Origin of the sequence: Kitasatospora sp. NPDC058218 (genome assembly GCF_042882445.1) — a bacterium.
In the GTDB taxonomy this organism is placed as follows: Bacteria; Actinomycetota; Actinomycetes; order Streptomycetales; family Streptomycetaceae; genus Kitasatospora.
This window is the reverse complement of sequence record NZ_JBHVWC010000056.1, coordinates 31,287-57,375: the sequence shown is the minus strand read 5'-3', so window position 1 is coordinate 57,375 and position 26,089 is coordinate 31,287. Positions and strand designations below refer to the sequence as shown.

Annotated in this window: 27 protein-coding genes and 1 pseudogene; 18 read left to right on the top strand and 10 right to left on the bottom strand. The window is 74.3% G+C overall.

Annotated elements, in window-relative coordinates:
* Nucleotides 1-84 precede the first annotated feature (84 nt).
* From ACFVYI_RS30715 to ACFVYI_RS30705, 3 genes and pseudogenes are all read left to right on the top strand, one after another.
* Nucleotides 85-585: pseudogene (locus ACFVYI_RS30715) on the top strand (sheath polysaccharide-degrading enzyme); the annotation flags it as partial.
* A gap of 157 nt (nt 586-742) precedes the next feature.
* Complete coding sequence (locus ACFVYI_RS30710; protein WP_387891650.1) at nt 743-1,171, top strand: hypothetical protein; 429 nt, start codon at nt 743-745, stop codon at nt 1,169-1,171.
* Nucleotides 1,172-1,297: 126 nt separating this feature from the next.
* Nucleotides 1,298-1,999: a ribonuclease H gene (locus ACFVYI_RS30705; RefSeq protein WP_387891648.1), complete on the top strand. Its 702-nt coding sequence runs from the start codon at nt 1,298-1,300 to the stop codon at nt 1,997-1,999.
* Between the two features lie 357 nt (nt 2,000-2,356).
* Here the strand turns inward: ACFVYI_RS30705 and ACFVYI_RS30700 are convergent, their stop codons facing one another.
* On the bottom strand, nt 2,357-2,980 hold the full coding sequence (locus ACFVYI_RS30700; RefSeq protein WP_387891678.1) for a DedA family protein: 624 nt from the start codon (nt 2,978-2,980) through the stop codon (nt 2,357-2,359).
* 294 nt (nt 2,981-3,274) lie between these two features.
* On the opposite strand from ACFVYI_RS30700, the gene ACFVYI_RS30695 reads away from it, so the two are divergent.
* The 3 genes from ACFVYI_RS30695 to ACFVYI_RS30685 all read left to right on the top strand — a co-directional run bounded on the left by ACFVYI_RS30695 (nt 3,275) and on the right by ACFVYI_RS30685 (nt 6,632).
* Complete coding sequence (locus ACFVYI_RS30695; protein ID WP_387891647.1) at nt 3,275-4,804, top strand: histidine-type phosphatase; 1,530 nt, start codon at nt 3,275-3,277, stop codon at nt 4,802-4,804.
* A gap of 205 nt (nt 4,805-5,009) precedes the next feature.
* Nucleotides 5,010-5,591 carry a hypothetical protein gene (locus ACFVYI_RS30690; protein ID WP_387891646.1) on the top strand — a complete coding sequence of 194 codons (582 nt, stop codon included), beginning with the start codon at nt 5,010-5,012 and terminating at the stop codon, nt 5,589-5,591.
* A 129-nt stretch (nt 5,592-5,720) separates the two neighbouring features.
* Nucleotides 5,721-6,632, top strand: coding sequence for a hypothetical protein (locus tag ACFVYI_RS30685; protein WP_387891644.1), 912 nt, complete (start codon nt 5,721-5,723; stop codon nt 6,630-6,632).
* Nucleotides 6,633-6,801: 169 nt separating this feature from the next.
* Here the strand turns inward: ACFVYI_RS30685 and ACFVYI_RS30680 are convergent, their stop codons facing one another.
* On the bottom strand, nt 6,802-7,494 hold the full coding sequence (locus tag ACFVYI_RS30680; protein WP_387891642.1) for a TetR/AcrR family transcriptional regulator: 693 nt from the start codon (nt 7,492-7,494) through the stop codon (nt 6,802-6,804).
* Nucleotides 7,495-7,665: 171 nt separating this feature from the next.
* Here ACFVYI_RS30680 and ACFVYI_RS30675 point away from each other — a divergent pair, with 171 nt between their 5' ends.
* Nucleotides 7,666-8,802 (top strand): FAD-dependent oxidoreductase, encoded by a 1,137-nt coding sequence (locus ACFVYI_RS30675; RefSeq protein ID WP_387891640.1) that lies wholly within the window; start codon nt 7,666-7,668, stop codon nt 8,800-8,802.
* A 72-nt stretch (nt 8,803-8,874) separates the two neighbouring features.
* Here ACFVYI_RS30675 and ACFVYI_RS30670 read toward each other — a convergent pair whose 3' ends face one another.
* Nucleotides 8,875-9,303, bottom strand: a complete 429-nt coding sequence (locus ACFVYI_RS30670; protein ID WP_387891639.1) for a MarR family winged helix-turn-helix transcriptional regulator — start codon at nt 9,301-9,303, stop codon at nt 8,875-8,877.
* Between the two features lie 130 nt (nt 9,304-9,433).
* Here ACFVYI_RS30670 and ACFVYI_RS30665 point away from each other — a divergent pair, with 130 nt between their 5' ends.
* Entirely contained in the window at nt 9,434-10,318 is an 885-nt protein-coding gene (locus ACFVYI_RS30665) for an MBL fold metallo-hydrolase (protein ID WP_387891637.1), read from the top strand.
* A gap of 41 nt (nt 10,319-10,359) precedes the next feature.
* Here ACFVYI_RS30665 and ACFVYI_RS30660 read toward each other — a convergent pair whose 3' ends face one another.
* Nucleotides 10,360-10,935 carry a TetR/AcrR family transcriptional regulator gene (locus tag ACFVYI_RS30660; RefSeq protein ID WP_387891635.1) on the bottom strand — a complete coding sequence of 192 codons (576 nt, stop codon included), beginning with the start codon at nt 10,933-10,935 and terminating at the stop codon, nt 10,360-10,362.
* Nucleotides 10,936-11,157: 222 nt separating this feature from the next.
* Here ACFVYI_RS30660 and ACFVYI_RS30655 point away from each other — a divergent pair, with 222 nt between their 5' ends.
* Nucleotides 11,158-12,306 (top strand): FAD-dependent oxidoreductase, encoded by a 1,149-nt coding sequence (locus tag ACFVYI_RS30655; RefSeq protein WP_387891634.1) that lies wholly within the window; start codon nt 11,158-11,160, stop codon nt 12,304-12,306.
* 395 nt (nt 12,307-12,701) lie between these two features.
* Nucleotides 12,702-12,953 (top strand): DUF5302 domain-containing protein, encoded by a 252-nt coding sequence (locus tag ACFVYI_RS30650; RefSeq protein WP_360636193.1) that lies wholly within the window; start codon nt 12,702-12,704, stop codon nt 12,951-12,953.
* A gap of 238 nt (nt 12,954-13,191) precedes the next feature.
* On the opposite strand, the gene ACFVYI_RS30645 is transcribed toward ACFVYI_RS30650, so the two are convergent.
* The 4 genes from ACFVYI_RS30645 to ACFVYI_RS30630 form a co-directional block, all read right to left on the bottom strand.
* Nucleotides 13,192-14,394 (bottom strand): GDSL-type esterase/lipase family protein, encoded by a 1,203-nt coding sequence (locus ACFVYI_RS30645; RefSeq protein WP_387891632.1) that lies wholly within the window; start codon nt 14,392-14,394, stop codon nt 13,192-13,194.
* A gap of 138 nt (nt 14,395-14,532) precedes the next feature.
* Nucleotides 14,533-15,102: a TetR/AcrR family transcriptional regulator gene (locus tag ACFVYI_RS30640; protein ID WP_387891630.1), complete on the bottom strand. Its 570-nt coding sequence runs from the start codon at nt 15,100-15,102 to the stop codon at nt 14,533-14,535.
* A 105-nt stretch (nt 15,103-15,207) separates the two neighbouring features.
* Complete coding sequence (locus tag ACFVYI_RS30635) at nt 15,208-16,386, bottom strand: hypothetical protein (RefSeq protein WP_387891628.1); 1,179 nt, start codon at nt 16,384-16,386, stop codon at nt 15,208-15,210.
* A gap of 99 nt (nt 16,387-16,485) precedes the next feature.
* Complete coding sequence (locus ACFVYI_RS30630; protein ID WP_387891627.1) at nt 16,486-16,914, bottom strand: nucleoside deaminase; 429 nt, start codon at nt 16,912-16,914, stop codon at nt 16,486-16,488.
* A 170-nt stretch (nt 16,915-17,084) separates the two neighbouring features.
* Here ACFVYI_RS30630 and ACFVYI_RS30625 point away from each other — a divergent pair, with 170 nt between their 5' ends.
* A complete protein-coding gene (locus ACFVYI_RS30625; RefSeq protein ID WP_387891625.1) occupies nt 17,085-18,341 on the top strand; it encodes an RNA-guided endonuclease InsQ/TnpB family protein in 1,257 nt (418 codons plus the stop codon).
* A 13-nt stretch (nt 18,342-18,354) separates the two neighbouring features.
* Here ACFVYI_RS30625 and ACFVYI_RS30620 read toward each other — a convergent pair whose 3' ends face one another.
* The gene (locus ACFVYI_RS30620; protein WP_387891623.1) at nt 18,355-19,224 is read right to left on the bottom strand and encodes an LLM class flavin-dependent oxidoreductase; all 870 of its coding nucleotides are present in this window, start codon (nt 19,222-19,224) and stop codon (nt 18,355-18,357) included.
* Between the two features lie 94 nt (nt 19,225-19,318).
* On the opposite strand from ACFVYI_RS30620, the gene ACFVYI_RS30615 reads away from it, so the two are divergent.
* Together ACFVYI_RS30615 and ACFVYI_RS30610 are read left to right on the top strand one after the other, a co-directional pair.
* The gene (locus ACFVYI_RS30615; RefSeq protein WP_387891621.1) at nt 19,319-19,786 is read left to right on the top strand and encodes an Lrp/AsnC family transcriptional regulator; all 468 of its coding nucleotides are present in this window, start codon (nt 19,319-19,321) and stop codon (nt 19,784-19,786) included.
* Between the two features lie 162 nt (nt 19,787-19,948).
* On the top strand, nt 19,949-20,209 hold the full coding sequence (locus ACFVYI_RS30610) for a LysR family transcriptional regulator (protein ID WP_387891677.1): 261 nt from the start codon (nt 19,949-19,951) through the stop codon (nt 20,207-20,209).
* Nucleotides 20,210-20,479: 270 nt separating this feature from the next.
* Here the strand turns inward: ACFVYI_RS30610 and ACFVYI_RS30605 are convergent, their stop codons facing one another.
* Nucleotides 20,480-21,523 (bottom strand): helix-turn-helix domain-containing protein, encoded by a 1,044-nt coding sequence (locus ACFVYI_RS30605; RefSeq protein WP_387891620.1) that lies wholly within the window; start codon nt 21,521-21,523, stop codon nt 20,480-20,482.
* Nucleotides 21,524-21,772: 249 nt separating this feature from the next.
* Between ACFVYI_RS30605 and ACFVYI_RS30600 the strand changes: the two genes are divergently transcribed.
* The 5 genes from ACFVYI_RS30600 to ACFVYI_RS30580 all read left to right on the top strand — a co-directional run bounded on the left by ACFVYI_RS30600 (nt 21,773) and on the right by ACFVYI_RS30580 (nt 26,012).
* Entirely contained in the window at nt 21,773-22,927 is a 1,155-nt protein-coding gene (locus ACFVYI_RS30600) for an anion permease (protein ID WP_387891618.1), read from the top strand.
* The gene (locus ACFVYI_RS30595; RefSeq protein WP_387891616.1) at nt 22,924-23,184 is read left to right on the top strand and encodes a hypothetical protein; all 261 of its coding nucleotides are present in this window, start codon (nt 22,924-22,926) and stop codon (nt 23,182-23,184) included. Before ACFVYI_RS30600 ends, ACFVYI_RS30595 begins: the two co-directional genes overlap by 4 nt.
* Nucleotides 23,185-23,420: 236 nt before the next feature.
* Nucleotides 23,421-23,846 carry a YwqJ-related putative deaminase gene (locus ACFVYI_RS30590; RefSeq protein ID WP_387891614.1) on the top strand — a complete coding sequence of 142 codons (426 nt, stop codon included), beginning with the start codon at nt 23,421-23,423 and terminating at the stop codon, nt 23,844-23,846.
* Nucleotides 23,843-24,586, top strand: coding sequence for an SUKH-3 domain-containing protein (locus tag ACFVYI_RS30585; protein WP_387891613.1), 744 nt, complete (start codon nt 23,843-23,845; stop codon nt 24,584-24,586). Before ACFVYI_RS30590 ends, ACFVYI_RS30585 begins: the two co-directional genes overlap by 4 nt.
* Before the next feature lie 178 nt (nt 24,587-24,764).
* Nucleotides 24,765-26,012, top strand: coding sequence for a ricin-type beta-trefoil lectin domain protein (locus ACFVYI_RS30580; RefSeq protein WP_387891611.1), 1,248 nt, complete (start codon nt 24,765-24,767; stop codon nt 26,010-26,012).
* The last annotated feature ends 77 nt before the right edge of the window (nt 26,013-26,089 follow it).

Sequence of the window (26,089 nt, the reverse complement as noted above, 5' to 3'; positions counted from 1 at the left end):
GACCATCCGTCAACCGTCCATCGGATCAAGGTCGTCCCGTCCGTCCGTCCGTCGGTCGCCGCCCGTCCTGTCCGGCTGTCGGGTGCGGGCGACACCGGCTCCGCCCACGACGGCAAGGGCGAGGGGGTCTACGTGGGCACGGCCAACACGCTCACCGACCACAGCGACCACGTCCGGATCCTGAACAACGTCATCGGCCCCGACATCGGCGGGGAGAACATCGATCTCAAGGAGGGCACCACCGGGGGCCTGGTCTCCGGCAACACCTTCGACGGCAACGGGCTGACCGACGTCAACTACGACGACTCCTGGGTCGACGTGAAGGGCAACGACTACGTCGTGGAGAACAACTCGGGCGTGCGGACGCGCAACGACGGCTTCCAGACCCACTCCCAGGCGGCCGGCTGGGGTTGCGGCACGGTCTTCCGCAACAACCGCTCCGACCTGAGCGGCGCCACCGGCCCGACCCGGTACGCGATCGACGTCACCGCCTACGCCCCGGGCTCCTGCCCGACCACCGTCACCGCCGACAACACGGTCACCGGTGGCCGGGGCCTCGTCAACCCGGGCATTCCGGTCGGCTGACCGCCCGGCCCCGCGGCGGTCGGCCCTGCGATGGCCGGCGGGGCCCTCCCCGCGCCCGGTCTGTCGATGCGTCAACTCGCCGATCCGGACGCGCTCTTGCCAGGGCCACCGGGACGGCGTAGACGGGAGGCCCGCATCTTCGAGCACCGGGAGTGCCATGAGTACCAAGAGATTGCTGACCGTCCCCGCCGTGGCGCTGGCCCTGGCCGGCGCCGTCGCCCCCGTCTCACCCGCCGCAGCCGCTCCGGGCCCGCGGGTCGTGGCCGCGAACGCCGTGGTGGTCATCTCGGGTACGGCCAACGGCGGGACGGTACAGGCGCACACCGGCGACCTCGTCCAGGTCGATCTCGCCGGCTTCCGCGACTACACCGTGACGTGGCTGTGGAGCGTGCCGGCCGCCGGCTCGCCCTCGGTCCTGTCCGCGATCTCGGGCAGCGCCTCCCCGAACGGCGACGCGCAGGCGACCTTCGTGGCGGCGGCCGTCGGGACGAGCACCGTCACGGCGACCGGGCGGTGCGTGGCGGACCGCGGCGCCGTCTGCCCGCCCTGGGTCGTCCCGTGGCGGACCACGGTCGTCGTCTCCTGAGTCGCCGGCCCCGGCCACCGGTCGCTGCCCGGCCGGGCCCGCGATGGGGCCCGGGCGGGGCAGCGGCTGCGCCGCCGCCCCGCCCGGTATGTGCGCGGACCCGCAGGGCACTGGCATGATCGCTGCATGGCAGAACGCATCATCGGCGCCTGTGACGGCGCCTCGAAGGGCAACCCCGGCCCGGCCGCCTGGGCCTGGGTCATCGCCGACGCCGACGGCCGGCCGGGGCGCTGGGAGGCCGGGCCGCTCGGCCGCGCGACCAACAACGTCGCCGAACTGACCGCGCTGAAGGAGTTGTTGGGCGCGGTCGAGCCCGGCGTGCCGCTGGAGGTCCGGATGGACTCCCAGTACGCGATGAAGGCGGTCACCCAGTGGCTGCCCGGCTGGCGCAGGAAGGGCTGGAAGACCGCCGCCGGGACGCCGGTCGCGAACAAGGACCTGATCGTGGCGATCGACGCGCTGCTGGCCGGGCGCGACGTCGAGTTCGTCCACGTCGCCGCCCACCAGGTCGACGGCGACCCGCTGAACGCCGTCGCCGACCGGGCGGCGAGCGACGCGGCGGTGGCCCAGCAGCCTGCGGGCGGCACCTCCTTCGACGCGGTCCTGACCGCTCCCCGCGCCGACGCGGCGCCGCCGACCCGCACCCGCCGGGCCGGTCCCGCGGCTGCCGGCAAGACCGGCGCCCGGGCCGGCGCCAAGGCGGGCGGAGGCCGCACCAAGGCCAAGTTCCCCGGCTCCTGCCGCTGCGGCCGCTCCTACGCCGTCGGCGAACCGATCGCCAAGAACCCGGACGGCTGGGGACACCTCGACTGCGCCCAGGCGGCCTAGGTCCGGACCGAAGAAGGGCCCCACCGGGAGCGGTGGGGCCGACCGGCCCCCGTGCTGACGGGGGAGTCACCGCTCCCGTGACCGCTGCCCCGCCGGGCGGCACCTCCCCGCTCCGGCGCCACGGGCGGGCTGCGGATCAGGGCAGCCGTCGGCGGGTCCCGCACCAGAGAAGAAGGTGATCCCGCAACGGGCCGGGCCGCAGGCGGCCGTCGTGAGCGGCCAGGACGTACTCCCGGAGGCGCCGGATCGGCTATGCGCCCATTCCGTGCTCCGGCTCTTCCCGGTCCGGGTCGATGATCAGCGGCATGCCGGGATCGTGCCACACGTGGCCCGCCCGGGGCCGGTCGGCGCAGGCCGTCAGCGGGGGTCCGGCCCCTTGCGGCGGCGCAGCAGCAGTGGCAGGAGCGACAGCACCACGACGCCGCCCACCAGCAGCCACAGGTAGTGCTCGATCCCCGGGACGGCGGCGCCCAGCCAGTACCCCATCAGCACCAGGCTCTGCGACCAGAGCACGCCACCGACGACCTGCCAGACGGTGAAGGTGCGGGTGGGCACGTCCAACATGCCGGCGACCGGGCTGAGCACCGTCCGGACCAGCGGCACGAAGCGGCCCAGGACGATCGCCTTCCGGTAGCCGTAGCGGCGCAGCAGTGCCTCCCCCCGGGCCGCCGCCGACTTCAGGCGTCCGCTGCGGGTGCGGGCCAGGACCGGCCGCCCCCCGTGCCGGCCGAGCAGGAAACCCACCTGGGCCCCGGCCACCGCCCCCACCGCGGCGCACACCATCACCTGCCAGAGCGACAGGTGGGGCCCGGTGCGGCTGCCGGTGGCGCAGAGCACCCCGGCGGGCAGCAGCAGGGTGTCACCGGGGAGGAAGAAGCCCACCACCAGCAGCCCCGACTCGGCGAAGACCACCACCAGGACGGCCAGCGCGCCGAAGGCGGCGAGCAGGGAGTCCCCGCTCGTCGGGTCGACGGCCAGCAGCAGCCCGTTCACCTGGGCCCGGCCGCTGCCGTCCGACGGTCCGGGTGTCGTCCCGGGGGAGAACTGGACACGTGGTGAACCGTACTCGCGCGGCCGCCGCACCCGCCACAGCAGGCGGCGCGCGGCCCGGCGGGGAGCCGTCGCGCACCCCGCCCGTGCGGCCCGCCGGCCTTCCGGGCAGCGGCGAGTTGCCTGCCTGTGCACTGGGCTGCCATGTCCAGGATGCCCGGCGGCCACGCGGATCGAGTGGGATCGGCCCGGCTCTCCGACTCCGAGTGACTCCCTGGACTCCTCATGCGACGCACCCTTACCGCCACCGTGGCACTGACCGCCTCCGCGCTGCTGTCCGTGGCGGTCGCCGTTCCCGCCCAGGCGCACGACGGCCAGGCCTTCACCACCCCGGCGGGCGCCACCACCAAGGCGCCCTACCGCCCGCTGCAGAGCGTCCGGAGCCTGCAGCAGGCGCCGGCCGGCTACACGGCGGTCTTCACCCAGACCGTCTCCCGGCACGGCGCCCGCGCGCTCAGCGACAGCGAGGACGGGGACCTCCTGCTCAAGCTCTGGCAGCAGGCCGCCGACGAGGGTGAGCTGACCCGGCTGGGCAGGAGGTTCGGCCCCGACGTGCGGGAGCTGCTCGACGCCAACGCGAAGGTGGGCTACGGAGCCCTGACCGGTCAGGGCCGGCGCGCGCTGCAGGACACGGCCGAGCGGATGGAGCAGCGGCTGCCCGGCCTCTTCCACCGGATCGCCGCCGGCGCCGACGACCCGGCGGGCCCGGACCGGATCGACGTGGTCAGCTCGGGCCAGCCGCGGGCGGTCGACTCGGGGACGGAGTTCACCAAGGGCCTGCTGGACGGGGACCCGTCGCTGGCGAAGGCCGTCGACCCGGCCAGGACCGACACGGACCTGCTCTACTTCCACAAGTCCGCCGTGAACAAGGACTACACCGACTACGTCAAGAAGGACCCGCGGCTGGCCGCCACCCTGGCCGCGGTCCGGGACCAGCCGCGCAGCCACGAGGCGGCCCGGCACGTCCTGGAGCGGATCTTCACCAAGCAGTTCGTCGCCCGTCTCGCGGCCGGCGGCTACCCCTTCGCGGGGAACGAGGTGGACGCGGCGCAGGCCGTCTTCAACCTGTACAGCGTCACCGCCGACCTCACGGACGAGGGCGACTGGCACCTGGGCCGCTACATCGGCCCGGACGAGGCCGCCTGGTTCGGCTACCTCGACAACGCCGAGGAGTTCTACAGCAAGGGCCCGGGCTTCGCCGGCCGGGACATCACCTACAAGATGGCCGGGGTGCTCCTCGACGACCTGTTCCGCAAGGTCGAGGACCGGCGAGCGGGAACGGGCCGCCTGGGCGCCGAACTGCGCTTCACCCACGCCGAGGAGATCATCCCGCTCGCCGCGCTGATGCAGCTGCCCGGCAGCACGGCGCAGGCCACCGAGGCGTCCCCCTACACGTACGCGAGCAACGCCTGGCGCGGCGCGACGGTGGCCCCGATGGGCGCGAACATCCAGTGGGACCTGTACCGCAAGGGCGACAAGTACCTGGTCCGGATGCTCTACAACGAGAAGCAGACCGCGTTCCGGCCGGGCTGCGTGCCCGTCTCGAAGGGCAGTTACTTCTCCCCCCTCCCCGAGGGGGCGCGCTGCTGCGCCCGGCCGCCCTCGGGGGCGGCGGGGCGGGGGGGGTTGGGCCGCCCCCACCACCCGGGGGCGCCCCGCTCCCGGCCTGGCTGGAGGGCGGACAGGGGCCCAGAGGGCGGGCAGGGCGGTGCCCCCGGCCAGGGAGCGGCGCTCGGCCGGCCGGTGCCGGTTTGACCAGCGCCCCTGGAACGGGCTCCGGGGCTCGGAGTCCGCGCGTCATGGGCCCACCCCAGGAGGGGTGTTCGAGTCGGCCGGCAGCTGCGGACCGGCGGCCGCAGAACCGGTCGGCGGGCCCGGCACTACGGGGTGTCAGCCCCCTGTGCTGTACTACGCGTTCACCGTTCACGCACATGTCCCGCTTCAGGAGCGAACCGCAACCATGAGTGCCACCTGCCCGCAGTGCGCCGCGCCGGACCAGTCGGTCGCGGTGTCGCAAGCCCTCGCGGACACCACCCAGCCGCTCTCCGAGCCGATGCGTGCGCTGCTGTCACCGCCGCCCGAGCCACGGCCGGCGGAGGAGGGAGGCCTGAGCGGGGCCGCGATCTCGTTGTCCGCCCTGGCGGCGATCCTCGGCGTGCTCGGGGTCCTCTCGCTGGTGCGCGACCGCGAGGACCTCGCCGGCTACGACCCGGCCTACCGGGTCGGCTACCTGGCGGGTCCCTTCCTCCTCCCGCTGATCCTGCTGGCGATCGCCACGATCGTGGAGGTCGTGAAGCGTGGCCGCCGCCAGGCTGCGCCCGCCCCCTCGTCGCCCGAGGAGACGACGCGTCGGCAGCTGCACGCCCGGGTGTGGCAGGCCGGGTGGTTGTGCCGCCGCTGCCAGGTCGCCTTCTTCCCCGAGGCGTCGATCCGCCCGGGGTTCCCCGCCTCACCGGCGATACCCGTGGAGCAGTTCCCGCTCTGGGTGATGACCGCCGCCGAGCGGGCCTTCGGAGCGGACGCCCGGGCCGTGGCGGACTGACCCCGCCCGCCCGCCCGCCCGCCTGCCTGCCCGTCCGCCCGTCCGCGACACGGCCGGTGGCAGCGCCGTGGCCGGTGGCGGTGCCGTGGCCGGGGGAGGAGGATGGCCTCGCCGAGGAGGTGGGGCCGAGTGGCGGACGAACAGGGCATCCCTACGGGCACGGTGAGCGGTGCGGCCGCTTTCGGTGACCGGCCGGCGCTGCGGCCGGAGGCGGTCGCCCGGCCGGGGGCGGGCAGCCGGCAGCCCGCGCTGAGCGTGTACGACGCCCGCACCGGCCGGAGCGCCGAGGTCCCGCCCGGGCGCCGGATGCTGCTCCGGGTCGGCGTCCGGCTGTCCTGCGCCGGTGGTCGGACCGGGGTGGGGGACCTGCGGGCCGCGCTGATCGGTGACGTCCTGCAACGGGTCGCGGAGATCGAGGGTCTCCAGGTGGTGCGGGTCCTCGTCCTGCCGGACCACGCCGTCGCGGAGCGGGGCGCCGTCTTCGAGCGCGCCGCTGCGGCTCTCGGCATCCATCCCCACGTCGCCGTCGTCGCCGCGGTCGCCCCCGGCGACCTGGCCGAGGCGCTGGGCGGCCCGCCGGACGTCCAGGTCCTGGCGGCCGGCGCCGACGGGTCCGGCGCCGTGGAGGGCGTCCGGCTCGCGGTGGGCCCCGCCGGACCGGATCCGGGCGGCGACGTCGCGGCGGGCCTCGGCTGCGGCAGCGTCGACGCCGCGGCCCTGCGCCTGGCCCTGCTCGCCCGTTCGTACCGCGACCCGGCCGGGACGGGATCGCGCGAGCTGGACGAGGCGGCCGCCACCCTGCGGGACTGGCGCCGACAGGTCGCCGACTGGGCCTGGACGCCCTCGAAACCCGTCCCGGACGAGATCCGACGGCAGGCCGCGGCCGCGTTCACCGGGGACCTCGACACCCCGGCCGTACTCGCCCTGCTGCACCGCGTCCGGGCGGCGAACGGGTTCGCGGACGGCGCCCGCTTCGAGACCTTCGCGGCCCTGGACCGGGTGCTGGGTCTGGAGCTCACGCGCGACATCGGCCGCCCCTGACCGGTCCGCCGCGTCCTGCCGCCGTCGCCCGGGCGGCCCGCCGTCGGATGTCGTACGGCCAAGCTTCCTTCCCCGCCGGCCCGTCGTGGCGAGTGGCTGCCGGCTGCGCCACGAGGAGTCGGGCTCCGGAGACCTGCGCGGGTCGGCCCGGCCGGGCCGCCGCGAGGGGTCAGGCCTCGGGGCGAGGGGTGACCAGGGTGCCGTTGATGACGGTGCGCAGGATCCAGGCGAGGCGCTGTTCGGGCGTGCCGGAGAGGAGGTCCGCGCCGAGCGCGGTGATCCGCGGGTGGCTCTCGGGCGTGGTCGCCCGGAGTGCGGCGGCCAGGGCGCCGTGCTCGTCCTCGGCGCGGGCGTCGTGGTCGCGGCCGGCCTGTTCGGCGGCGATCGCGGTGGCCACCTGGAGGAGGACGTCGACGCCCCAGGCGGCCTGGCCGTCGGGGACGTCCCCTTCGTGCAGGAGGGCGAGGACGGCCTCGACGAGGGCGAGGTAGTTCGGCCCCGAGGGGCGGGCCAGCAGGGCCGAGTGCGCCAGGCTGGGGTGCTGGAACAGGACCCGGGTGTACGAGCCGAGGACGGCGGCGAGCCGTTCGCGCCAGTCGCCGGGCGTGCCGGCCGGGCCGAGGTCGACGGCGCCCAGCAGCTCCTCCAGGATCGCCGCGTGCAGCTCGGCGGTGTTGGCCACGTAGACGTACAGCGAGGCGGGGCCGGTGTCTAGCTCCTGGGCGAGGCGGCGCATGGTGACGCGCTGGAGGCCCTCGGCCCGCATGACCCGGACGGCCGTGTCGACGATGCCCTCGTAGGTGAGTGCGGGCTTGGCGGGCCGCTCACGGCGGCTGCGGGGGGCGGGGGAGCGCGAGGTCACGCGTCCGAGCCTAACGATCGCGTTCGCGACGAACAAGTTCGCCCTGGCTTGGCGCGGGGCATCGACGAACATGTTCGTCAAGACCTTGTTCCTGACGAACATGTTCGTTAGCGTGGTGGGGGAGGGTGCACGACCAGTCCCCTCGTCCCAGGCCACCGCAAGGAGTCCGCCATGACCACCACCCACCACCCCATCGCCATCGTCGGCGCCGGCCTCGGCGGCCTGACCCTGGCCCGCGTCCTGCAGGTGCACGGCATCGCCGCGACCGTCTTCGACCTGGAGCCCTCCCGGGCGGCGCGCACCCAGGGCGGCATGCTCGACATCCACGGCGACACGGGTCGGCGCGCCCTGCGCACGGCGGGCCTGCACGACCGGTTCCTCGACCTCGTCCACCCGGGCGGTCAGGCGCTGCGGATCGTCGGTCCGGACGGCACCGTCCGCCTGACCGAGGAGGACGACGGCAGCGGGGACCGCCCCGAGGTGGACCGCGGCCGGCTGCGCGACCTGCTGCTCGACTCGCTCGCGCCCGGCACGGTCCACTGGGGGCGGAAGGCGTCCGGCGCCCGCCCGCTCGGCGACGGCCGCCACGAGGTGCGGTTCGCGGACGGTTCGGCCGTCACGACCGACCTGCTGGTCGGCGCGGACGGCGCCTGGTCCCGGATCCGCCCGCTGCTCTCCGCGGCGACGCCCGCCTACACCGGCGTCTCCTTCGTCGAGGCGGACCTGCACGACGCCGACACCCGTCACCGGGGCGCGGCGGCCCTGGTCGGCGGGGGCTTCTTCTTCTCCCTGGGGGAGGGCAACGGCTTCCTCGCCCACCGGGAGGGCGACGGCAGCCTGCACGTCTACACCGCCCTCAAGGTCGCCGAGGACTGGCTGGACGGCATCGACTTCGCCGACGCCGCCGCCGCGAAGGAAACCGTCCTGGCGCACTTCGGCGGCTGGCACGAGAGCCTGCGCGCCCTGGTGGCCGAGGCCGACGGCGCGCTGGTCGGGCGACGCATCCACGCCCTGCCGGTCGGCCACCGCTGGGACCGGACCCCCGGGGTGACGCTGCTGGGCGACGCCGCGCACCTGATGTCCCCCTTCGCGGGGGAGGGCGCCAACCTCGCGATGCTGGACGGGGCCGAGCTTGGCCTGGCCGTCGCCGCCCACCCGGGCGACGCCGAGGCCGCCCTGCGGAGCTACGAGGAGGCGCTGTTCCCGCGCAGTGCGGCCTCGGCGGCCGAGTCCGCCGCGAGCCTGGAGCAGTTGTTCGGCGAGCGTGCGCTGGACGGGCTGCTGGAGCGGTTCGCCGCCATCGGCTGAACGGGCCTCGGGGGGCGGGCGGCAACGGCCGGTCCGCCCGGGGCGCGGCGGTCCGCGGGGCTGCCGTCCGGTCTACGAAGTGGTGATGGCCTGCTCCAGCAGGCCGTGCAGGAGCTGCTTCTCCTGCGGGGTGAGGCCGGACAACGGGGAGTCCACGGCGAGGAGTTCGAGGAGGCGTTCGCGCAGTGCGCTGCCCTCGGTCGTGAGGACGAGGTGCTTGGCGCGGCGGTCGGTGGGGTGCGAGTGCCGCTCGACCAGGCTCTGCTTCTCCAGCTTGTCGACGACGAAGGTGGTGTTGGAGGGTTCGCAGCTCATGCGCTCGGCGAGCTCCCGCATGGTCATCGGCCCGCTCATCTCCCGCAGCGCCGTCGCCTGGGGGGCGGTGAGTCCCAGGGTGGCGGCGCGCTGGCGCACGTGCTCGCCGATCCGCTGGGCCAGCCCGTTCACCAGGCCGCACAGCTGTCGCTCGGCGATGGCCTGCGGCTCGGGTGACGTCGTCATGCCGCCACCCTAGCAAATCCGTCAAGCCAACATAATTGCAGCTTGAATGATTCGAACTTGATGCATATGGTTGCGCCGTCGCCGCGGGAAACGCCGCGACGGCCTGACGACGAAGCAGGGGAGAGAACCCATGGCTGATGTGACGGTGGCTCAGGGCGGACGACTGCGCCGGCCGGCGGGGATCCGCTCGATACGGCTGGGCGACGTGAAGGTGTCGTACGTGCCGGACGGCGATGTGCGGCTCCGGCCGCTGGACCTGTTGCGGGACTCCACGGACGAGGTCTGGGCCGCGCACCCGGAGTACCTGGACGCCGCCGGTCACCTCGTGGGGAGCGTCGGCGCGCTGCTGGTGGAGCACGGTGACCGGGCGCTGCTGATCGACGCGGGCTTCGGCCCGCAGGCGCACGAGGCGCCGGCCGGGCCGCTCGCCACGATCCACGGCGGAGCGCTCGCGGACAGCCTGGCCGAGCTCGGGCGCAGCCCCGAGGACATCGAAGCGGTGGCCTTCACCCACCTCCACGCCGACCACCTCGGCTGGGCCTGCCTCCCCGCTCCCGGCGGTGACCGGCCGGTGTTCTCCCGCGCCGCCTACCTCGTCTCCGAGCCGGAGTGGGACCGGCGGGACCTCCTGGTGGAGCAGGGCATGACCGAGCAGGTCGCGGCCCTGGCGCGGCGCGTCCGCACGGTCACGGACGGGGAGGAGGTCTTCCCCGGCGTGCGCGTGCGGATCACCCCCGGCCACACCGTCGGGCACGCCGAGTACGTCATCACCGGGGGCGGGCGGCGGCTGATCGCCTTCGGCGACGCCGTGCACTCGCCGATCCAGATCGACCACCCCGACTGGTCCTCGGGCTTCGACCACGACCCGGCGCGGACCGCCGACCATCGCCGCCGCCTCGTCGCCGAGCTGGCGGAGCCCGACACGATCGGCTTCGGCGTCCACTTCGCCGACGTGGTGTTCGGGCACGTCCGCCAGGACGGGGACGGTCCGGCCTGGCGGCCCGTGGACGCCTGACCGGGCGGGCCGGGTGTCGGCCGGGCGCCGGCCGGGTGGTCCTAGCCGGCGCTCCAGCCGTGTTCGAGGAGGTCGAAGGCGGCGTCGAGGGCCCGCGCCGGGTCGTCGGAGCCACGGGCGAGGGACGAGGCTTCGAGGGCGAACCGGGCCAGCGCGGCGCAGCGCGGGTCGTCGTCCTCGGCGCCGGTCGCCCGGGCGACAGCGCGGGCGAGGGCGACCTGGTGCCGCGTCCACATCCGGTGCGCGTACTCGTCCAGGGCGGGGGTGGTCCGGACGAGGTCCGCGAAGGCGCCGAACCGGGGGGCGGCGCCCGGGGCGTGCAGGTGGGCGCGCTTGACGTACTCGCACAGCGCCCGGGGGACGGACCGGTCCGGCGCGCGGTCGCGCACGGCCGCGACGAGGCCGGCCTCGCGGTCGGTGTCCTGGTCGAAGACCAGGGCCTCCTTGCTGGGGAAGTGCTTGAGCAGCGTCGTGGTCGACACGTCCGCGGCCTCGGCGACGTCGCGGATGGTCACCCGGTCGTAGCCGTGTTCGAGGAAGAGGTTCAGGGCGGCGTCCGCGAGGGCCTGGCGGGTGGCGGCCTTCTTGCGTTCGCGGCGTCCGACGGTGGCGTCCATGACGGCATCGTACAGGAAGGTGTTCGAGGCAAAAAGTTGTGTCGTTGCACTTTTTGGGTCGGTGTGTTTTTGTGGTGGAGCGGTCGGCGAGCCCCAGCCCCGACCCGGCTTCCCGGCCCCGCTCCTCCGGTCCGTCCGTTCGCCCGTCCGTCGACGGCCGGAGCGGGTCCCGCCGTCCGCCCCGACCCTTGCCCCGAGCCCGCCCACAGGAAGGCCCCTCCCATGTCCACCAGCACGCCCCGCATCGTGATCGTCGGCGCCGGTCCCGGCGGTCTGACCTGCGCCCGCATCCTCCAGCTCCACGACGTCCCCGTCACCGTCTACGACCTGGACTCCTCCCGCACGGCCCGCAACCAGGGCGGCACCCTCGACCTGCACCCCGACGCCGGCCGGCACGCCCTGGCCGAGGCCGCTCTGCTGGACGCCTTCCTCCCGCTGGCCCGCCCCGAGGGCGGACAGCTGCGCCTGGTCAGCCGCGCCGGAGAGGTCCTCCTCGACGCGGGCCCGCCGGAGACCGCCACGACCGAGGGCAACCCCGAGATCGACCGGGGCCGACTGCGCGACCTCCTGCTGGACTCCCTCGCCCCCGGCACCGTGCGCTGGGGGCACCGACTGGAGCGGGCCGAGCCGCTCGGCGACGGCACCCACCGCCTGCACTTCGGCAACGGCGCGACCGCCGAGACCGACCTCCTGATCGGCGCCGACGGCGCCTGGTCCACGGTCCGCGGGCTCCTCTCGGACGCCAGGCCCGGCTACACCGGCGTCACCTTCGTCGAGACCGGCCTCGACGACGCCGACTCCCGCCACCCCCGGCTCGCCGCCCTCACCGGCAACGGCACCCTGATGGCCCTCGACGACAACCGGGGCTTCATCGCCCAGCGCAACAGCGGCGGACACATCCGCGTCTACGCCGGGCTGCGCACCGACGAGGCGTGGTACCGGCGGGCCGGCGTCGACCTGACCGACCCCGGCGCCGTACGCGCCGCCCTCCTCGCGGAGTTCACCGGCTGGAGCGGAGACCTGCTCGGCTACGTCAGCGACACCGACACCGGCTACGTGAACCGGCCCCTGTACGCCCTGCCCGTTCCGCACATCTGGCCCCACACCCCCGGCGTCACCCTCCTCGGCGACGCCGCCCACCTGATGTCCCCCTTCTCCGGCAGGGGCGCCAACCTCGCCATGCTCGACGGCGCCGACCTCGCCCGCGCCGTCCTCGACAGCCCCACCGTCGACGCCGCCGTCACCGCCTACGAGAGCGTCATGCTGCCCCGCGCCGCCGAAGCCGCCGAGGGCGCGGCCGAAGGCATCGCCGGCGCCTTCGCCCCCGACAGCGCCGAGCAGACCCTCGCCCACCTGACCGCACACCGCTGACAGGCGCACCCGGGCCCCCTCGGCGCCCCGTTGCCGAGACCGCCCTCACCGCCGAAGGGTTCCCCCGCCGCGTTGCGCCAACTCTGCGGCTGCTCCGCGAGCGTGGGCAGCAGTCGAGGCAGGCCGTGTCCGTAACCGCGACAGCCGTCGGCACGGTACGTCGCGGCGAACGTCCCCGCCGGGTCGTCCTGGTGCACCGCGTCCCGTGCACCTGGTTTCCGCCCCCGGTCGCCGCCGGTCGCGCACGATCGGGCGGACCGTGGCACGCCCTGCCCGGGGGTGGTGTGCGGGCTCCGACCGGGTGCAACGGGTACCACCGGTGCGGGAGGGGTCGTCGGACGTGACAAGGTGTGCGTGAAGCCGTCAACCGGCATCACGATTCCAGGAGGTCCTGTATGAGCAGCGAATCAACGTCGTCCGAGAAGCCCGAGAACCCGCAGAACCCCGCGAGCCCGGAGGCCGACCAGGCCGCTGCGGCGCCCGCCGCGCAGGACGACGTCAAGGCCCGCTTCCTTGCCGCGCTGGAGCGCAAGCAGGGCACCAAGGCCGGTAGCTCGGCCGGTGGGCCGAACGCCGACTCGAAGATCCACGGCGCCCACGGCGCGGTCGGCGGCAAGCGCAACTTCCGTCGCAAGAGCGGCGGCTGAGCACTCCGCTGCGCAGCGGGGCCGCCGGGTCCGGTGCCGACCGGGCCGCGGGGCACCCGAGCAGCGGGCGCTGCGGGGGCGCGCCCTGCCGGTCGTGGGCCGGCGGCGGGTCGCGGGCCGGCCGCCGTCCGGCACACCTGGTCCTTCCGCCGTCCGGCTCCTCACGGGGCCGGGCGGCGGTTCCCGTGGTCCGGCCCCGGGAGCGGGAGCGGGGGCGGCTCGTCGGCGGGTGCCGCGGTCACCCGGCCCGGGAGTGCGCGGGCCGGGCGGCGAACGGGCGGCCGGGGGCGAAGGCCAGGGTGGCGAAGCGCTCGCCGATGCGGCGGTGCGCGGCGGTGTCCGGGTGGAGCCGGTCGGGCAGCGGCAGCTCGGCGAAGTCGGCCTCCCCGTAGAGCTCGCGGCCGTCCAGGTGGTGCAGGTTCGGGTCCTCGGCGGCCCGCTGCCGCACGATGCGGGCCAGCTCCTCCCGGATGACGCGCAGGGTGAGTTTCCCGCTCGTCCGGTCCGCCGGATCGCCGGTCGCCCGGAACCTCAGCTGCCCGGCGCCGAGGGCGGCGAGGTCAGGGGCGCTGGGGCCGGGGGTGTCCTCGTGGATGGGGCACAGGATGGACGAGACGACGAGCAGCGGCGTGTCGGGATGCCCCTCGCGGATGGTGTCGAGGAACCCGTGGACGGCCGGGGTGAACGCGCGCAGGCGCATCAGGTCGGTGTTGACGAGGTTGATGCCGATCTTGACGCTGATCAGGTCGGCGGGTGTGTCGCGCAGGGTCCGGGCGGTGAACGGGTCGAGCAGGGCGCTGCCGCCCAGGCCCAGATTGATCAGCTCCACGCCGCCGAGCGCGGCGGCGAGCGCCGGCCAGGTCGTGGTGGGGCTCGCGGTGTCGGAGCCGTGGCTGATCGAACTCCCGTGGTGCAGCCAGGTCCTGCGGCCCCGGTCCGGTGCGGGCCGCACGGGGGCGTCGGTGCGCAGGGCCACCAGCTCGGTGGTCTCGTTGTGCGGCAGCCAGATTTCGACGTCCTTGACGCCCTCGGGCAGGGCGGGGAAGCGGGCGGTGCCGACGGGGCCCGGCCCGACCTGCGCGGATCCGGTGCTCATGTCGATGGTCAGGGTGTTGCCGCCGGCCACCCGGGCCTGTCCGACCAGGAGTCCGTCGACGAGCAGGTCGTACACGCCGTCAGGGCGGGGCGGGGCGCCCACGTAGACCCGTTTGGTGGGCAGGGTGTCCAGCTCGACCGCGGTGGCGCGGGTGCGGAAGGCCAGCCGCACGCCCGAGGGCTGGGCCTCGGCCATGGCCAGCTGTCCGTCGGTGTTCTGGGCACGGGCCCGGGCGGGCAGCCGGTGCGGCAGCAGACCGTGTTCGGTCCGCTCCAGGTCCAGGGCGCCGCGCAGCAGCTCCGCGGTGACGGGCGTGGTGATCCAGGGGCGGGGGGTGGTGTGCATGTGCTTCTACCTTGTGGTTCAGGGGTGACGGAGGCCTCGTACCCCGGCGACGGGCCGGTCGGCCGGGGCCGACGCGAGCCGGGGCGGACGCGAGCCGAGGCCGACGCGGGCCGGGGCCTTCGTCCGAGTGGGGCCCGGTCAGGGGGCGGGCCAGTTCCGCAGCAGGGCGTCGAGGGCGTCCAGGACCCGGGTCCAGGACGCCTGGGAGTCGGGGGCGCTGTGACTGAAGCTCCCGGCCAGTTCCAGGCTGACGTAGCCGTGGAAGACGCTCCCCAGCAGGCGGACGGCGTGGGTCTGGTCCGGTTCCGTGAGGTCGTAGCCGCGCAGGATCGCCCGTGTCATCTCCGCGTGCCGGCCGCCGGCGCTGCCGGCCGCCGCCTCCGGGGTGAGCGGGAGCTTGGTCGCGGCGTAGCGGCCGGGGTGCTGCCGCGCGTAGTCGCGGTAGACGTCCGCCAGGGCGATCAGGGCGTCCTTGCCCGCCCGCCCGGCCAGCGCGTCGGCGCCCCGGTCGGCGAGCTCCTCCAGGGCGAGCAGGGCGATCCTGGTCTTGAGGTCCTGGGAGCTCTTCACGTGCGAGTACAGGCTCGCGACCTTGACGTCGAACCGCCTGGCCAGCGCCGAGACGGTCACCTGCTCGAAGCCGACCTCGTCGGCCAGCTCCGCGCCCGCCCGGGTCAGGCGCTCGGTGGTCAGCCCTACGCGTCCCATGCCCGATCCTCTCGTTCGACAGAAGCGATTATGTATTTGCCTAATAGCTTTAGGCAAATCATAACGACCTATAGGAGAGGAGTGGCAGGCGGCGGAGTGCCTCCTTCAGTCGGCCTGCAGTCGCCAGCCGGCGAACGAGGTGTCCGACACCCGGATCAGGCAGCCCGGGGTGAGCGGTTCGTCGAGGAGCGTGGGCGTGTCGTCCTTCGGAAACGCGGAGTTGAAGCCGATCCTGCGCAGATCCTCCGTCAGGGAGTCGACGGTGATCGATCCCCTGGCGTCGCTCGCCGCCAGGTTCGCCAGGCGCAGGCGTCCTCTCCGGCCGGTCCACCGCAGCACCTCGGGGCCGCGCCCGGTCACCGTGCCGGCAAAGCCGCGGGCGTCGGCCAGGGGGTGCACCCGCGCCTCCCAGCGGCCGGCGCTGCGGACGTCGATCAGCTCCGGCCCCTCGCCGGCCCCGATCAGGTCGGTGCCGGTGCGCTCGCCGTGGGGCGACCTCCGCAGGCTCACACCGCGCAGCGCTCCGCCCCAACTGCCCACCAGTAGATGATCGTTGTCCCGGGGCAGACTGAACGACAGGAGCGCGGGCGGCCCGTCGTGGCGCAGGACGTCATTGCCCTCGCCCTCGGCCCGTTCCGTCAGCCGTGGCACCTGGTCGGGTTCGAGCAGCCGCGCCCACCAGGGTCCCTGGGCATCGACCCGGACCCGCAGCTTCGGCAGGTTCGCGGTGTCCTCGTCGTGCCACACCAGCATGCGCTGCGGGGACACCGCGGTGACGAGGTGGAAGTCGGTCCGGCGGTCGCCGCGCGGGCCTTCGATCCGCAGGGCGACCCGGCGGCGCTCGACGAGCTCGTCGAAGCCGAACTCCAGCACCGCCGCCCGGCCGCGCCGCGGTCGCGAGAACTCCGCCGAGCCCTCCCCCTGGCCCGTACGGGCGTCGTCCGGGACGCGGAAGGTGTCGAACTGCTCGTCGACGGGCGGGCCGGGCACGGCGTCGCGCGGCTGGTCGTCGGCCGCCTCCCGCAGTCGCAGCGTCCACTCGCCGCGGTGGCGCACCGACAACTCGGCGAAGGCCGGGCGCCACTGCGGCGGGATCAGCAGGGTGCCGCCCCCGCCGTCGAAGACCACCTCCGTCGGGGAGGAGGCCGAGGGCCGGGAGACCCGCAGCGTCAGCGACCGCCCGGGTCTGCCCGCCACGGTCAGCAGCACGGTCCGAACACCGGCGGGGAAGGACGGCTCCACCGTCCCGTTGCCCTGCCCCCGACCCACCCACAGCTCCGCCATCCCGGCCCCCCGACGCGATCGACGGAACCACTGTGCCAGTGCCACCGCCCGCGCGACACCCCGCCTGCTCGCCACCGGGCCGCCCGGCGCGCCGGACGGTCAGCGGTACCAGGCCTCGACCACGGGCCGTACCTCGTCGAGCAGCGCGGGGCCGTCCTGCGGTACGGGCGGGCGGCCGCTGCCCGGCCTGATCTCCAGGAGCTGCTCGTTGGACAGGGCGAACACCACCCGCCGCAGCCCCGCCTGCTGGATGACGGCCTCGCACATCCCGCACGGCTGGCAGCTGGTGTACAGCGTGGTGCCCGCCGCCGTGGCGGCGTCCAGCTCCCTCGCGGCCCACCTGGCCAGCTTCAGCTCCGGGTGCGCGGTGATGTCCCGGTCGGTGAGGGTCGTGTTGCGCTCCTCGGCCAGGACCGTGCCGTCCGGTCCCGCGAGCAGCGAACCGAACGGCGGGTTGCCGCCCGCCCGTGCCTCGGCCGCGAGCGCGACGGCCCGTCGCAGCAGGGTGTGGTCCTCGGGTGCGGTCATCGGGGACCTCCGTGGATACCCCCGGTTGGCCGGGGGTGGGGGCGCCCCCGCTTGCGGGGGAGAAACGGACCGCCTGCGGAGCAGGTCGGGGGGCGGTGTTTCGCCGTCGAGGCGGACCGCCGTGCGGGTGGCCGCAGGTCGTTGTCAGTGCCTGCCGGTAGGTTGATCCTGTGCGTCTCAGGTACTCCTATCGCATCTGTCCGACGGTGGGTCAGCGGCAGGCGCTGGCCCGTACGTTCGGGTGCGCGCGGGTGGTGTACAACGATGCGCTCACCCTGCGGAAGGCGGCGTGGAAGGCGGACCGGTCGAGGATCCCGACCGGGGCGCTGGCCAAGGCGGTGATCACCGATGCGAAGAAGACGGACGCCCGGTCGTGGCTGGGGTCGGTGTCGGTGGACGCGTTGCAGTCGTCCATCCGTGACCTGGACACGGCCTACCGGAACTTCTTCGACAGCGTGTCGGGTAAGCGGTCCGGTCGCCCGGTGGGCCTTCCGGTGTTCAAGTCGCGGAAGGACAACCGGCAGTCGTTGCGGTTCTCTCGCAACGGGTTCCGCCTGCGGTCCAATGGCAAGTTGAACCTTGCCAGGATCGGTGACGTGCGGGTGAAGTGGTCGCGGGCGCTGCCGGCCGATCCGTCGTCGGTGACGATCGTGCTGGACCCGTCCGGCCGGTACTTCGCCTCGTTCGTGGTGGACGTCGAACCGCAGCACCTGGCCACCCTGGACACCGAGGTGGGCATCGACCTCGGCCTGAGCATCTACGCCGTCTGCTCCGACGGCACGGTGATCGACAACCCGCGCTTTCTGCGGAAGGCGGAGAAGAAGCTCAAGGCCGCGCAGCGGGCGCTGTCCCGGAAAGCGAAGGGGAGCAAGAACCGGGCGAAGGCCCGGCGAAAAGTGGCCAGGGCGCACGCCAAGGTGGCCGACACCCGCATGGACTGGCTGCACAAGCAGACGACCAGGCTGATCCGCGAAAACCAAGCGATCTACCTGGAAGACCTGAACGTGCGCGGCCTGGCCCGAACCCGCCTGGCCAAGTCCGTCCACGACGCCGGATGGTCCACCTTCCGCCGACTGCTCGAGGAGAAAGCCGCCCGGTACGGCAGGCACGTCGGCGTGATCGGCCGGTACGAACCAACGTCGCAGGTGTGCTCCGCCTGCGGGGTCCCGGACGGACCCAAGCCGTTGAACGTCCGCATGTGGACGTGCGGCGCGTGCGGTACCTCTCACGATCGTGACCTCAATGCTGCTCGGAACATCCTGGCCGCCGGGCGGGCGGACAGGCTAAACGCCTGCGGAGGGCCGGTAGGACCCGGTGTGGCGATCCCACGCCGGGCACGGCCCGTTGAAACAGGAACCCACCGGAACGCCGGCCGCACCGGGCGCAAGCCCCGTGCCGCAGGCGCGACCGGAATCCCCGCGCTTTAGCACGGGGAGGATGTCAAGACTGCTCCGTTCCGGTGCGGGTGCGGGGTGGGAGGAGGTGCGCGGCCACCGTGGCGAGGGCCTGCCGCCCGGTGTGCGGACGGCAGGTCTCGCGCGGGTCGCCGTGGTAGGGGTCGAGGACGACGGTGTCGGCGCCCAACTGCCGCAGCTGGTCCAGGTCGTCGAGGACCTGGTCGAGCGTGCCCTCGCCGGCGAGCCGCCGCGGTCCGTCGACGGGCGCCGCGGTGAGCCGCAGGGCGATCCGCGGGGCCAGGGCGGGCGCGGGGAGCCCTTGCCCGTCCGCGGCCGCCTTCAGCCGGCCGGCGGCCTCGCGCAGCCAGGGCATGGTGCAGCGCAGCGGGTGCCAGGCCTCCCCGAGGCGCACGGCCCGGCGGATCCCGGCGTCGCTGTTGCCGCCGACCCACACCGGGATCCTGCGGTGTCCGTAGGCGGCGGTGTCCGCCCAGGCGGCCCGGACGTCCCGCAGATGGGCATCGGTCAGTCGGCCGCGTTGTTCGAACGGGATCCCGAGGGCGGCGAACTCCTGCCGCGCCCACCCCACTCCCACGCCGAGGACCAGCCGGCCGTCGCTCAGCTCGTTCAGGTTGGCCGCCATCCGGGCGGTGACCAGCGGGTGCCGGTAGGGAGCGATGAGGACGGTGGTGCCGAGGCGGACCCGGGTGGTGAATCCGGCCAGCCAGGACAGGGTGGTGAAGGGCTCGTAGAAGGGCGCGGGATAGCGCTCGGCGACGTCGGGCGTGATGGCGATGTGGTCCGAGAGCATCAGCAGGTCGAAGCCCAGATCCTCCACGGTCCGGGCCCAGCTCCGCAGGACCCCGGGGTCCGTGCCGGGGCCGAAGTTGGGGACGTTGACTCCGATCTTCATACCGTCGAGCCTAGCCAGGCCGTACGGGCCGTCAGAAGGGATTCCTGCCTGTTCGCAGGCGGTTCGCCCGTGGATCCGCCGGTAATCTGGCCGGATGACCGAGACTCTTGACGCGACCGACTGGGCGATCCTCGCCGAACTCCAACGGGACGGCCGGATCGCCTTCACGGAGCTGGCACGGCGGGTGAACCTGAGCGCGTCGGCGACGACGGAGCGGGTGCGGCGACTGGAGGCGGCCGAGGTGATCACGGGCTACCGGGCCGAGGTGGACCTGGAACGCACCGGGTTCCCCGTACTGGCGGTGATCCGGCTGAAGTACCCGGGGACGAGGCACGAGCCGCTGCGCCGGCTCCTCGGGGAGCGCTCGGAGATCCTGGAGTGCGTGCGCACCACGGGGGACGACTGCTACGTCCTGAGGGTGGCGACCACGTCGATGGGCCACCTGGAGGAGATCGTCGACGCACTGGCCCAGTTCGGGAGCACCACCACCAATCTCGTGCTCAGCCGGACACAGCCGTTGCGCGGCCCGTGCGCGCCGCGGGAGGGCGCCCGGTCGCTCTGACCGCCGGGACGACGGGACGACGGGGCGGGGGGGCGGGGGGCGGGGGAGCGGGGGCGCGCGCGGTCGGGCCAGGGGGTGGGCAGCGCGTCCTGACCCGGCTGGGAGGGCCACCACGACCACGCATCCGGCGAACGCCGCGCACGGGTGGTACGCGTGGACGTCATGGACGTCATGGACGTCACCGAGGTGCCACTCACCGCACTGCGCGTCCTGCGGGCCGTCGCCGAACAGGGCACGTTCACGGCTGCGGCCGGCCAACTCGGCCACACCCGGTCGGTGGTCTCCCGGCAGATCGCCTCGATCGAGCGGCTGGCCGGAACACCCCCGCAACTGGCCCGACTGCCGGGCCCGTTGGCCGATCCCGTCGCCCGCGTGGCCACCGCGCTGCGCGCGGCGGCGATCGAACTCGACGCGGAGCCGTAGCCACCGCCGACCCCGGCAGGCGTCGAGCCGTCACCGACCCGGCCGGGTGTGCGTCGAGCCGCCGCCTCGTCCTCCGGCGCGGCAGACCCCCGTGACTGCCGCGGCGGAGGACGAGTGCGCGGGACCCTTCGGGTACCGGCCAGTCTGTCCATCGCCGGGGCGGCCGTCATCGGCCCACAGCGCAGGAAGGCTTGTCATTGCCTGCGCGAAGGTGCCCCCTTCCGGCACCTCACGGTCGGGCCGCCCCGGTGTCGGCGGGCCCGTCGGGGCTCAGGCCCTGTCCGGCGTCGCGCGCCCGGCAGGATCGGCCGGACCGGTCGTCGCGGAGCCCCGGCGGCCCGGGCCCAGGGTCGCCCGGCGGTACTCGCCGGGCGGGACGCCGTAGGCGGCGCGGAACGAGCGGCTGAACCGGTCCGGGCCGGCCAGACCCCACCGCGCGCCGATGGCGTGCACGGGGACGGCCTGCAGTCGCGGGTCGGCGAGGTCCGTACGGCACCGCTCCAGCCGGAGCCGGCGGATCACGGCGGACACCGTCTCGCCCCGGCCCCGGAAGAGTTGGTGCAGGAGCCGGACGGAGATGTGGTGGTGGCCCGCGATGGCGCCGGGGTCGAGCCCGGGGTCGGCCAGCTGGGACCGGACGAAGAGGTCGATCCGGGAGAGCAGCATCCGGTGCCGCGTCTCCGCGGGAAGACACCGTTGCGCGGCGGCCCGGGAGGCGAGCAGCCCCGAGGCCAGGTCGAGACTCGTGACGCCCAGCCGCCTCCGGTCCGCCTCGTCCAGCCCGGGCGCCTCCCGGGCCACCGAGACCAGGTGGTCGGCGAGGATCCGACCCATGCCGTTCCCGGCCGGCAGGGCGCGGGCGAGCAACTGGTCCAGTTCGGCCTCGGGGACGGGCACCAGCGCCTTGGGCAGGTGCAGTACGACGGCCCGCGCGGCGCCGGTGCCGGAGCTGCCCGCGGCCCTGCCGTGATAGGGCCGCGACGTCGACCAGATGGCGAAGTCCCCGGCGGACAGCCGGGCTTCGTTGCGCAGCTGGGAGATCTCCAGGACCCCGTCGAGGACCAGGGCGAGCTCGTAGGTCTCCGGGTCCCCGCGGCGGATCTGCTCCGCCGAGCGCTCGGAGTGCAGCGCGGGGAAGGTGATCGTCGACAGTTGGAGCAGCCCCAACTCCAGGGACCCGACGCTCCCGGTGAAGTCCGAGGCCCGGTCACCGGTGATCCGGGTGGGCGCCTCGCCCCGGCCGACCACCTCGCGCCACCAGTCGAAGCGCTGTTCCCGGGGCAGCTCCGCCGTGTCGAACTCCGTGAACGTCATCGTCCCCCACCCGGCCGGCACGCTCGTGTACGACCACCATGACCGCGCGCCGACCCGCCGTGCAATCCGCACCGGTGGGATGGCCGAGCCGTCGAGGGAGATGGCCGAAAGGCCCGGTCGGCCTCCGGTCGAGAGGCGAGGTGGCGCTCAGGACCGCACTGTTGGTCCGATCGGACGGCCGTCCCGAATTCCTGGCGCGCCGGGGAGTCGCAGGACGGCGCAGCTGGGCCCGGCGGCTAGGTTGGGCCCGTGACCGGCAACGACGCGGTCCTGGCACTGGTGGTCGCCACCGCGCTGGGCTTCGACTTCACCAACGGATTCCATGACACCGGCAACGCCATGGCCACGTCGATCGTCACCGAGGCTCTCCGACCGCGCGTCGCGGTCGCCCTCTCGGCGGTGCTCAACCTGGTCGGCGCCTTCCTGTCGACCGCCGTCGCGGCGACCATCGCGAGCGGCCTGGTCGACAGCGCCGACGTGACCCTGGTGGTGGTCTTCGCCGGCCTGGCCGGCAGCATCCTGTGGAACCTGACCACCTGGTACCTCGGCATCCCCTCCAGTTCCTCGCACGCGCTCATCGGCGGCGTGGTCGGGGCCACGATGGCGGCGGCCGGTGCCTCCGCGGTCAAGTGGCAGGGCCTGGTCTCCAAGGTGATCGTGCCCGCCACCCTGTCGCCGTTCATCGCCGGCACGGTCGCCGTGGTCGGCACCTACCTGGTCTACCGCTTCACCCGGGGGGTTCCCGAACGCCCGCGCGATCACGGCTTCCGGATCGGTCAGATCGGCTCGGCCTCGATGGTCTCGCTCGCGCACGGCACCAACGACGCGCAGAAGACCATGGGCGTCATCACGCTGGCCCTGATCGCCAACGGCACCCTGAAGTCCGGGGCCCAGGCGCCGACGTGGGTGATCACCTCCTGCGCGTTGGCGATCGCCCTGGGCACCTACCTCGGCGGCTGGCGGGTCATCCGGACGCTGGGCAAGGGGCTCATGGAGATCGAGTCACCGCAGGGCATGGCCAGCGAGTCGGCCTCGGCCGCGGTGATCCTCTCCTCCACCGACTTCGGCTACTCGCTCTCCACCACCCATGTGGCCACCGGGTCGATCGTGGGTGCCGGGGTCGGCAAGAAGGGCGCCGTGGTGCGCTGGAACATCGCCCGCCGGATGGCGGTGGCCTGGCTGTTCACCCTGCCGGCCTCGGCGGTCGTCGGCGCCGCGGCCTACTGGGCCGCGCACGGGATCGGCGGGACGGTCGGCGTCGTGGTGATCTTCATCGTGCTGGTGCTGGCCTCGATCGCCTTCTTCGCCGCCTCCCGGCACCCGGCCGTGACACCGGAGAACGTCAACGCCGCCTGGACCGGTTCGGTGGTCCCGACGCCGGACGCCAACGAGGCGGCCTCGTGAACTCCTGGGTCAACCTGGACGCGCTGTGGCGGATCGTCGTGGTCGGCCTCCTCGCCGGAGCCGGCCTGCCGGCCCTGTTCGCCGTCGGTCTGCGCGCCCTCAACCCGCCGGCCCGGACGGTCGAACCCGCGGGCGCGGCGGCGGCGGCGGGGCGGCCGACCGCCGGACCGGTCGGCTACGCGGTGGCCGGTCTGTGCTTCGCGGTGGTGCTCGCGGCGATCGGCTGGGGGATCTTCGTCATCGTCAACCACCGCTGAGACGGCCGCACCGCGTCCCGGGCCGGTGCGGTCGCCCGGTGGAGCGGACGCCGGCCACCGGCGGCCGGATGCCGCCCCGGTGGCGTCAGGAGCACCCGATCCGCCGGACCTCCGAGGCGGTCCGTCGGAGCCCCGGGTCATGATGAGGTGGGGTGCGGGCGGCCGGTTCGCAAGGGTGCCGACGCCTGCCCCCTGCCGTGTACGACCATGACCACGAGATGAGTTGATACCCCCTCATGTTCGACGAGGACATATCGCCCGGTGTCGCCGCCACGCTGGTCCGACCCGGCTCCGGACAGGTGACGGCGTCCAGCGTGCACTCCGCCGCGACGACCGCGCACCCGGCCGTGCGGTTCCTGCTGGACCGCGTCGACCCCGCGATGCGCTCGGCGTTCCACGGGCGCTGTCCGGAGGTCGTCCTGCTCTCCGGGATCGCGGCCGAGGCGCAGGCCTCGCTCACCGCCGACGGCGTCCACGACCCCGGGCCCGCCCGGATCCTGGACCGCATGAGCCTCCTGCTGTCCGGGGCGGTGATCGCGGGCAGGCTGTTGCGCGAGTGGGGCGATCCGGTGCACGAGCGCCCGATCCCGCCCTGTTCGTCCTGCGCGCCCGCGCTCGACGCGCTCGGCGTCCGGGTCGTGGAGGAGGTGCTTCCGGCATGACGGCCCGCTTCCCCGCTGCCGTCGCCGAGGCCCTCGCGGCGGCCGGCTGGTACGAGGGCGTCCGCGTGCCCGAGCACGAGGTGCGGGGCTGGCTGACCGGATGGACGGGCCCGGGCGGGTACGTGCCGGCCCCCGTGACGGCCGCACTGCGGGAGTTCGGCGGCATGGTCGTCCACCAGTACGGGCCGGGCGCGGACATGGCCCGGATGCCGTTTCGGATCGACCCGGACGTCGGGCGTCACGCGGGCCGGAGCCTGGACGCGTACCGGGAGAGGTTCGGGCCGGAGCTGTGGCCCGTCGGCGAGTACGACCTGGGGCGTGGACGGCTCGCGATGGACCTCGTGGGGGCCGTGTACCTGTTCTGGGGCGATCTGTGGAAGGTCGCCGACTCCTTCGACGGCGCGCTGATCGCCCTGGTCGAGGGCCGCCGCCCGACCCGCTGCGATCCGGTTCCTCCGGCGCCCCTGCCCCCCGGTGAACCGGTGGACGAGGCCCGGGCCCGCGAACTGGCCCGGGCGTACCTCGTGCGGGGCGGTCCCGGCTCCGCGGTGGACGTCGCGCTCCAGGAGTTCGAGCTCGGCTGGCTGGTCTTCCAGGTCTTCGCCGATCCGGCTCCGCTGGCGAACGTGGGGGCCGGTTACCTGATCGTGGACCGCCGCAACGGCCACCTCACGCAGATGCCCTCGCTCTACCCGGAGGCCGTTCTGGACCTCTACCGCGCGCAGTACCCCGCCCGCTGACGCGCGGCCACTCGGGCAGGAGCCACCGCGGCGGCGGGTCGCCCCGGGCTCGCGCCGCCCGGGTCGGTCCGCGCGCTCCGTTCAAGTGATTGACAGGATTCCGTCATGGGAGTTCACTTCGTGAAGAAAGGTCCCGGCCGGGCACTCCCACGACCTCTCCCTCCCAAGGCGGTTGCGTATGCCCTCGTCTGTCCAACGACGCTCCCTGGCCACCACGTTCGGCGTCCTGTTGGCCCTGGTCGCGGCCATCGGCTGGGGCCCCGCCCCGGTCTCGGCGGCTCCGGTGCCTCTTCAAGCAGTGAACTTCGAGGACAACTTCGACGGTCCCGCCGGGGCGGCCGTCGACGCCGGCCGGTGGCAGACCGAGACCGGAGACAACGTCAACAACCACGAGCGCCAGTACTACACCGCCGGCAACGCCAACGCCGCGCTGGACGGCCAGGGGCACCTGGTGATCACGGCGCGGCGCGAGAACCCGGCCAACCACCAGTGCTGGTACGGCACCTGTCAGTACACCTCGGCCCGGCTGAACACCTCGGGCCGGTTCGCCCAGGCCTACGGGCACGTCGAGACCCGGATGAAGGTCCCGCGCGGCCAGGGCATGTGGCCGGCCTTCTGGATGCTGGGTAACGACATCGGCCAGGTCGGCTGGCCGAACAGCGGCGAGATCGACGTCATGGAGAACGTCGGGTTCGAACCCGGCACGGTGCACGGGACGATCCACGGTCCCGGCTACTCCGGCAGCGGCGGCATCGGCGCCGGCTACAGCCTCCCCGCCGGGCAGGCCTTCGCGGACGCCTTCCACACCTTCGCCGTCGACTGGGCACCCGACTCGGTCACCTGGTCCGTGGACGGCACGGTGTACCAGCGCCGCACCCCGGCCGACCTCGGCGGCCGGAGCTGGGCGTTCAACAAGCCGTTCTTCCTCATCCTCAACCTGGCCGTCGGCGGCTACTGGCCCGGCGACCCCGACGCCGGCACCGCGTTCCCCCAGCAGCTGGTCGTGGACTACGTCCGGGTGACCTCCGGTGCCACGCCCACGGGCGGCACCCTGACCGGGCTGGCCGGCAAGTGCCTGGACGTGGCCGCCGCGGGCACCGCCAACGGCACCCAGGTCCAGCTCTACACCTGCAACGGGACCGCCGCCCAGCGGTGGGCGGTCGGCTCGGACGGCACGGTGCGCGCCCTCGGCAAGTGCCTGGACGTCAACGCCGGGGGCACCGCCGACGGCACCAAGGTGCAGCTGTGGGACTGCAACGGCACCGGCGCCCAGCGCTGGTCGTACAACGCGGCCACCCACGACCTGGTCACCGTGCCGGCGAACAAGTGCCTGGACGTCGCGGGCGGCAGTCCGGCCGATGGCACGGCCACCCGGATCTGGACCTGCACAGGGGGCGGCAACCAGAAGTGGACGCTCAACCCCTGATGACAGCGCCGTGGCCCCGCCGCCCCCCCGGGGGCGGGGGGGCGGCGGGGGGCACCCGCCCGGCGGGGGGCAGAGGG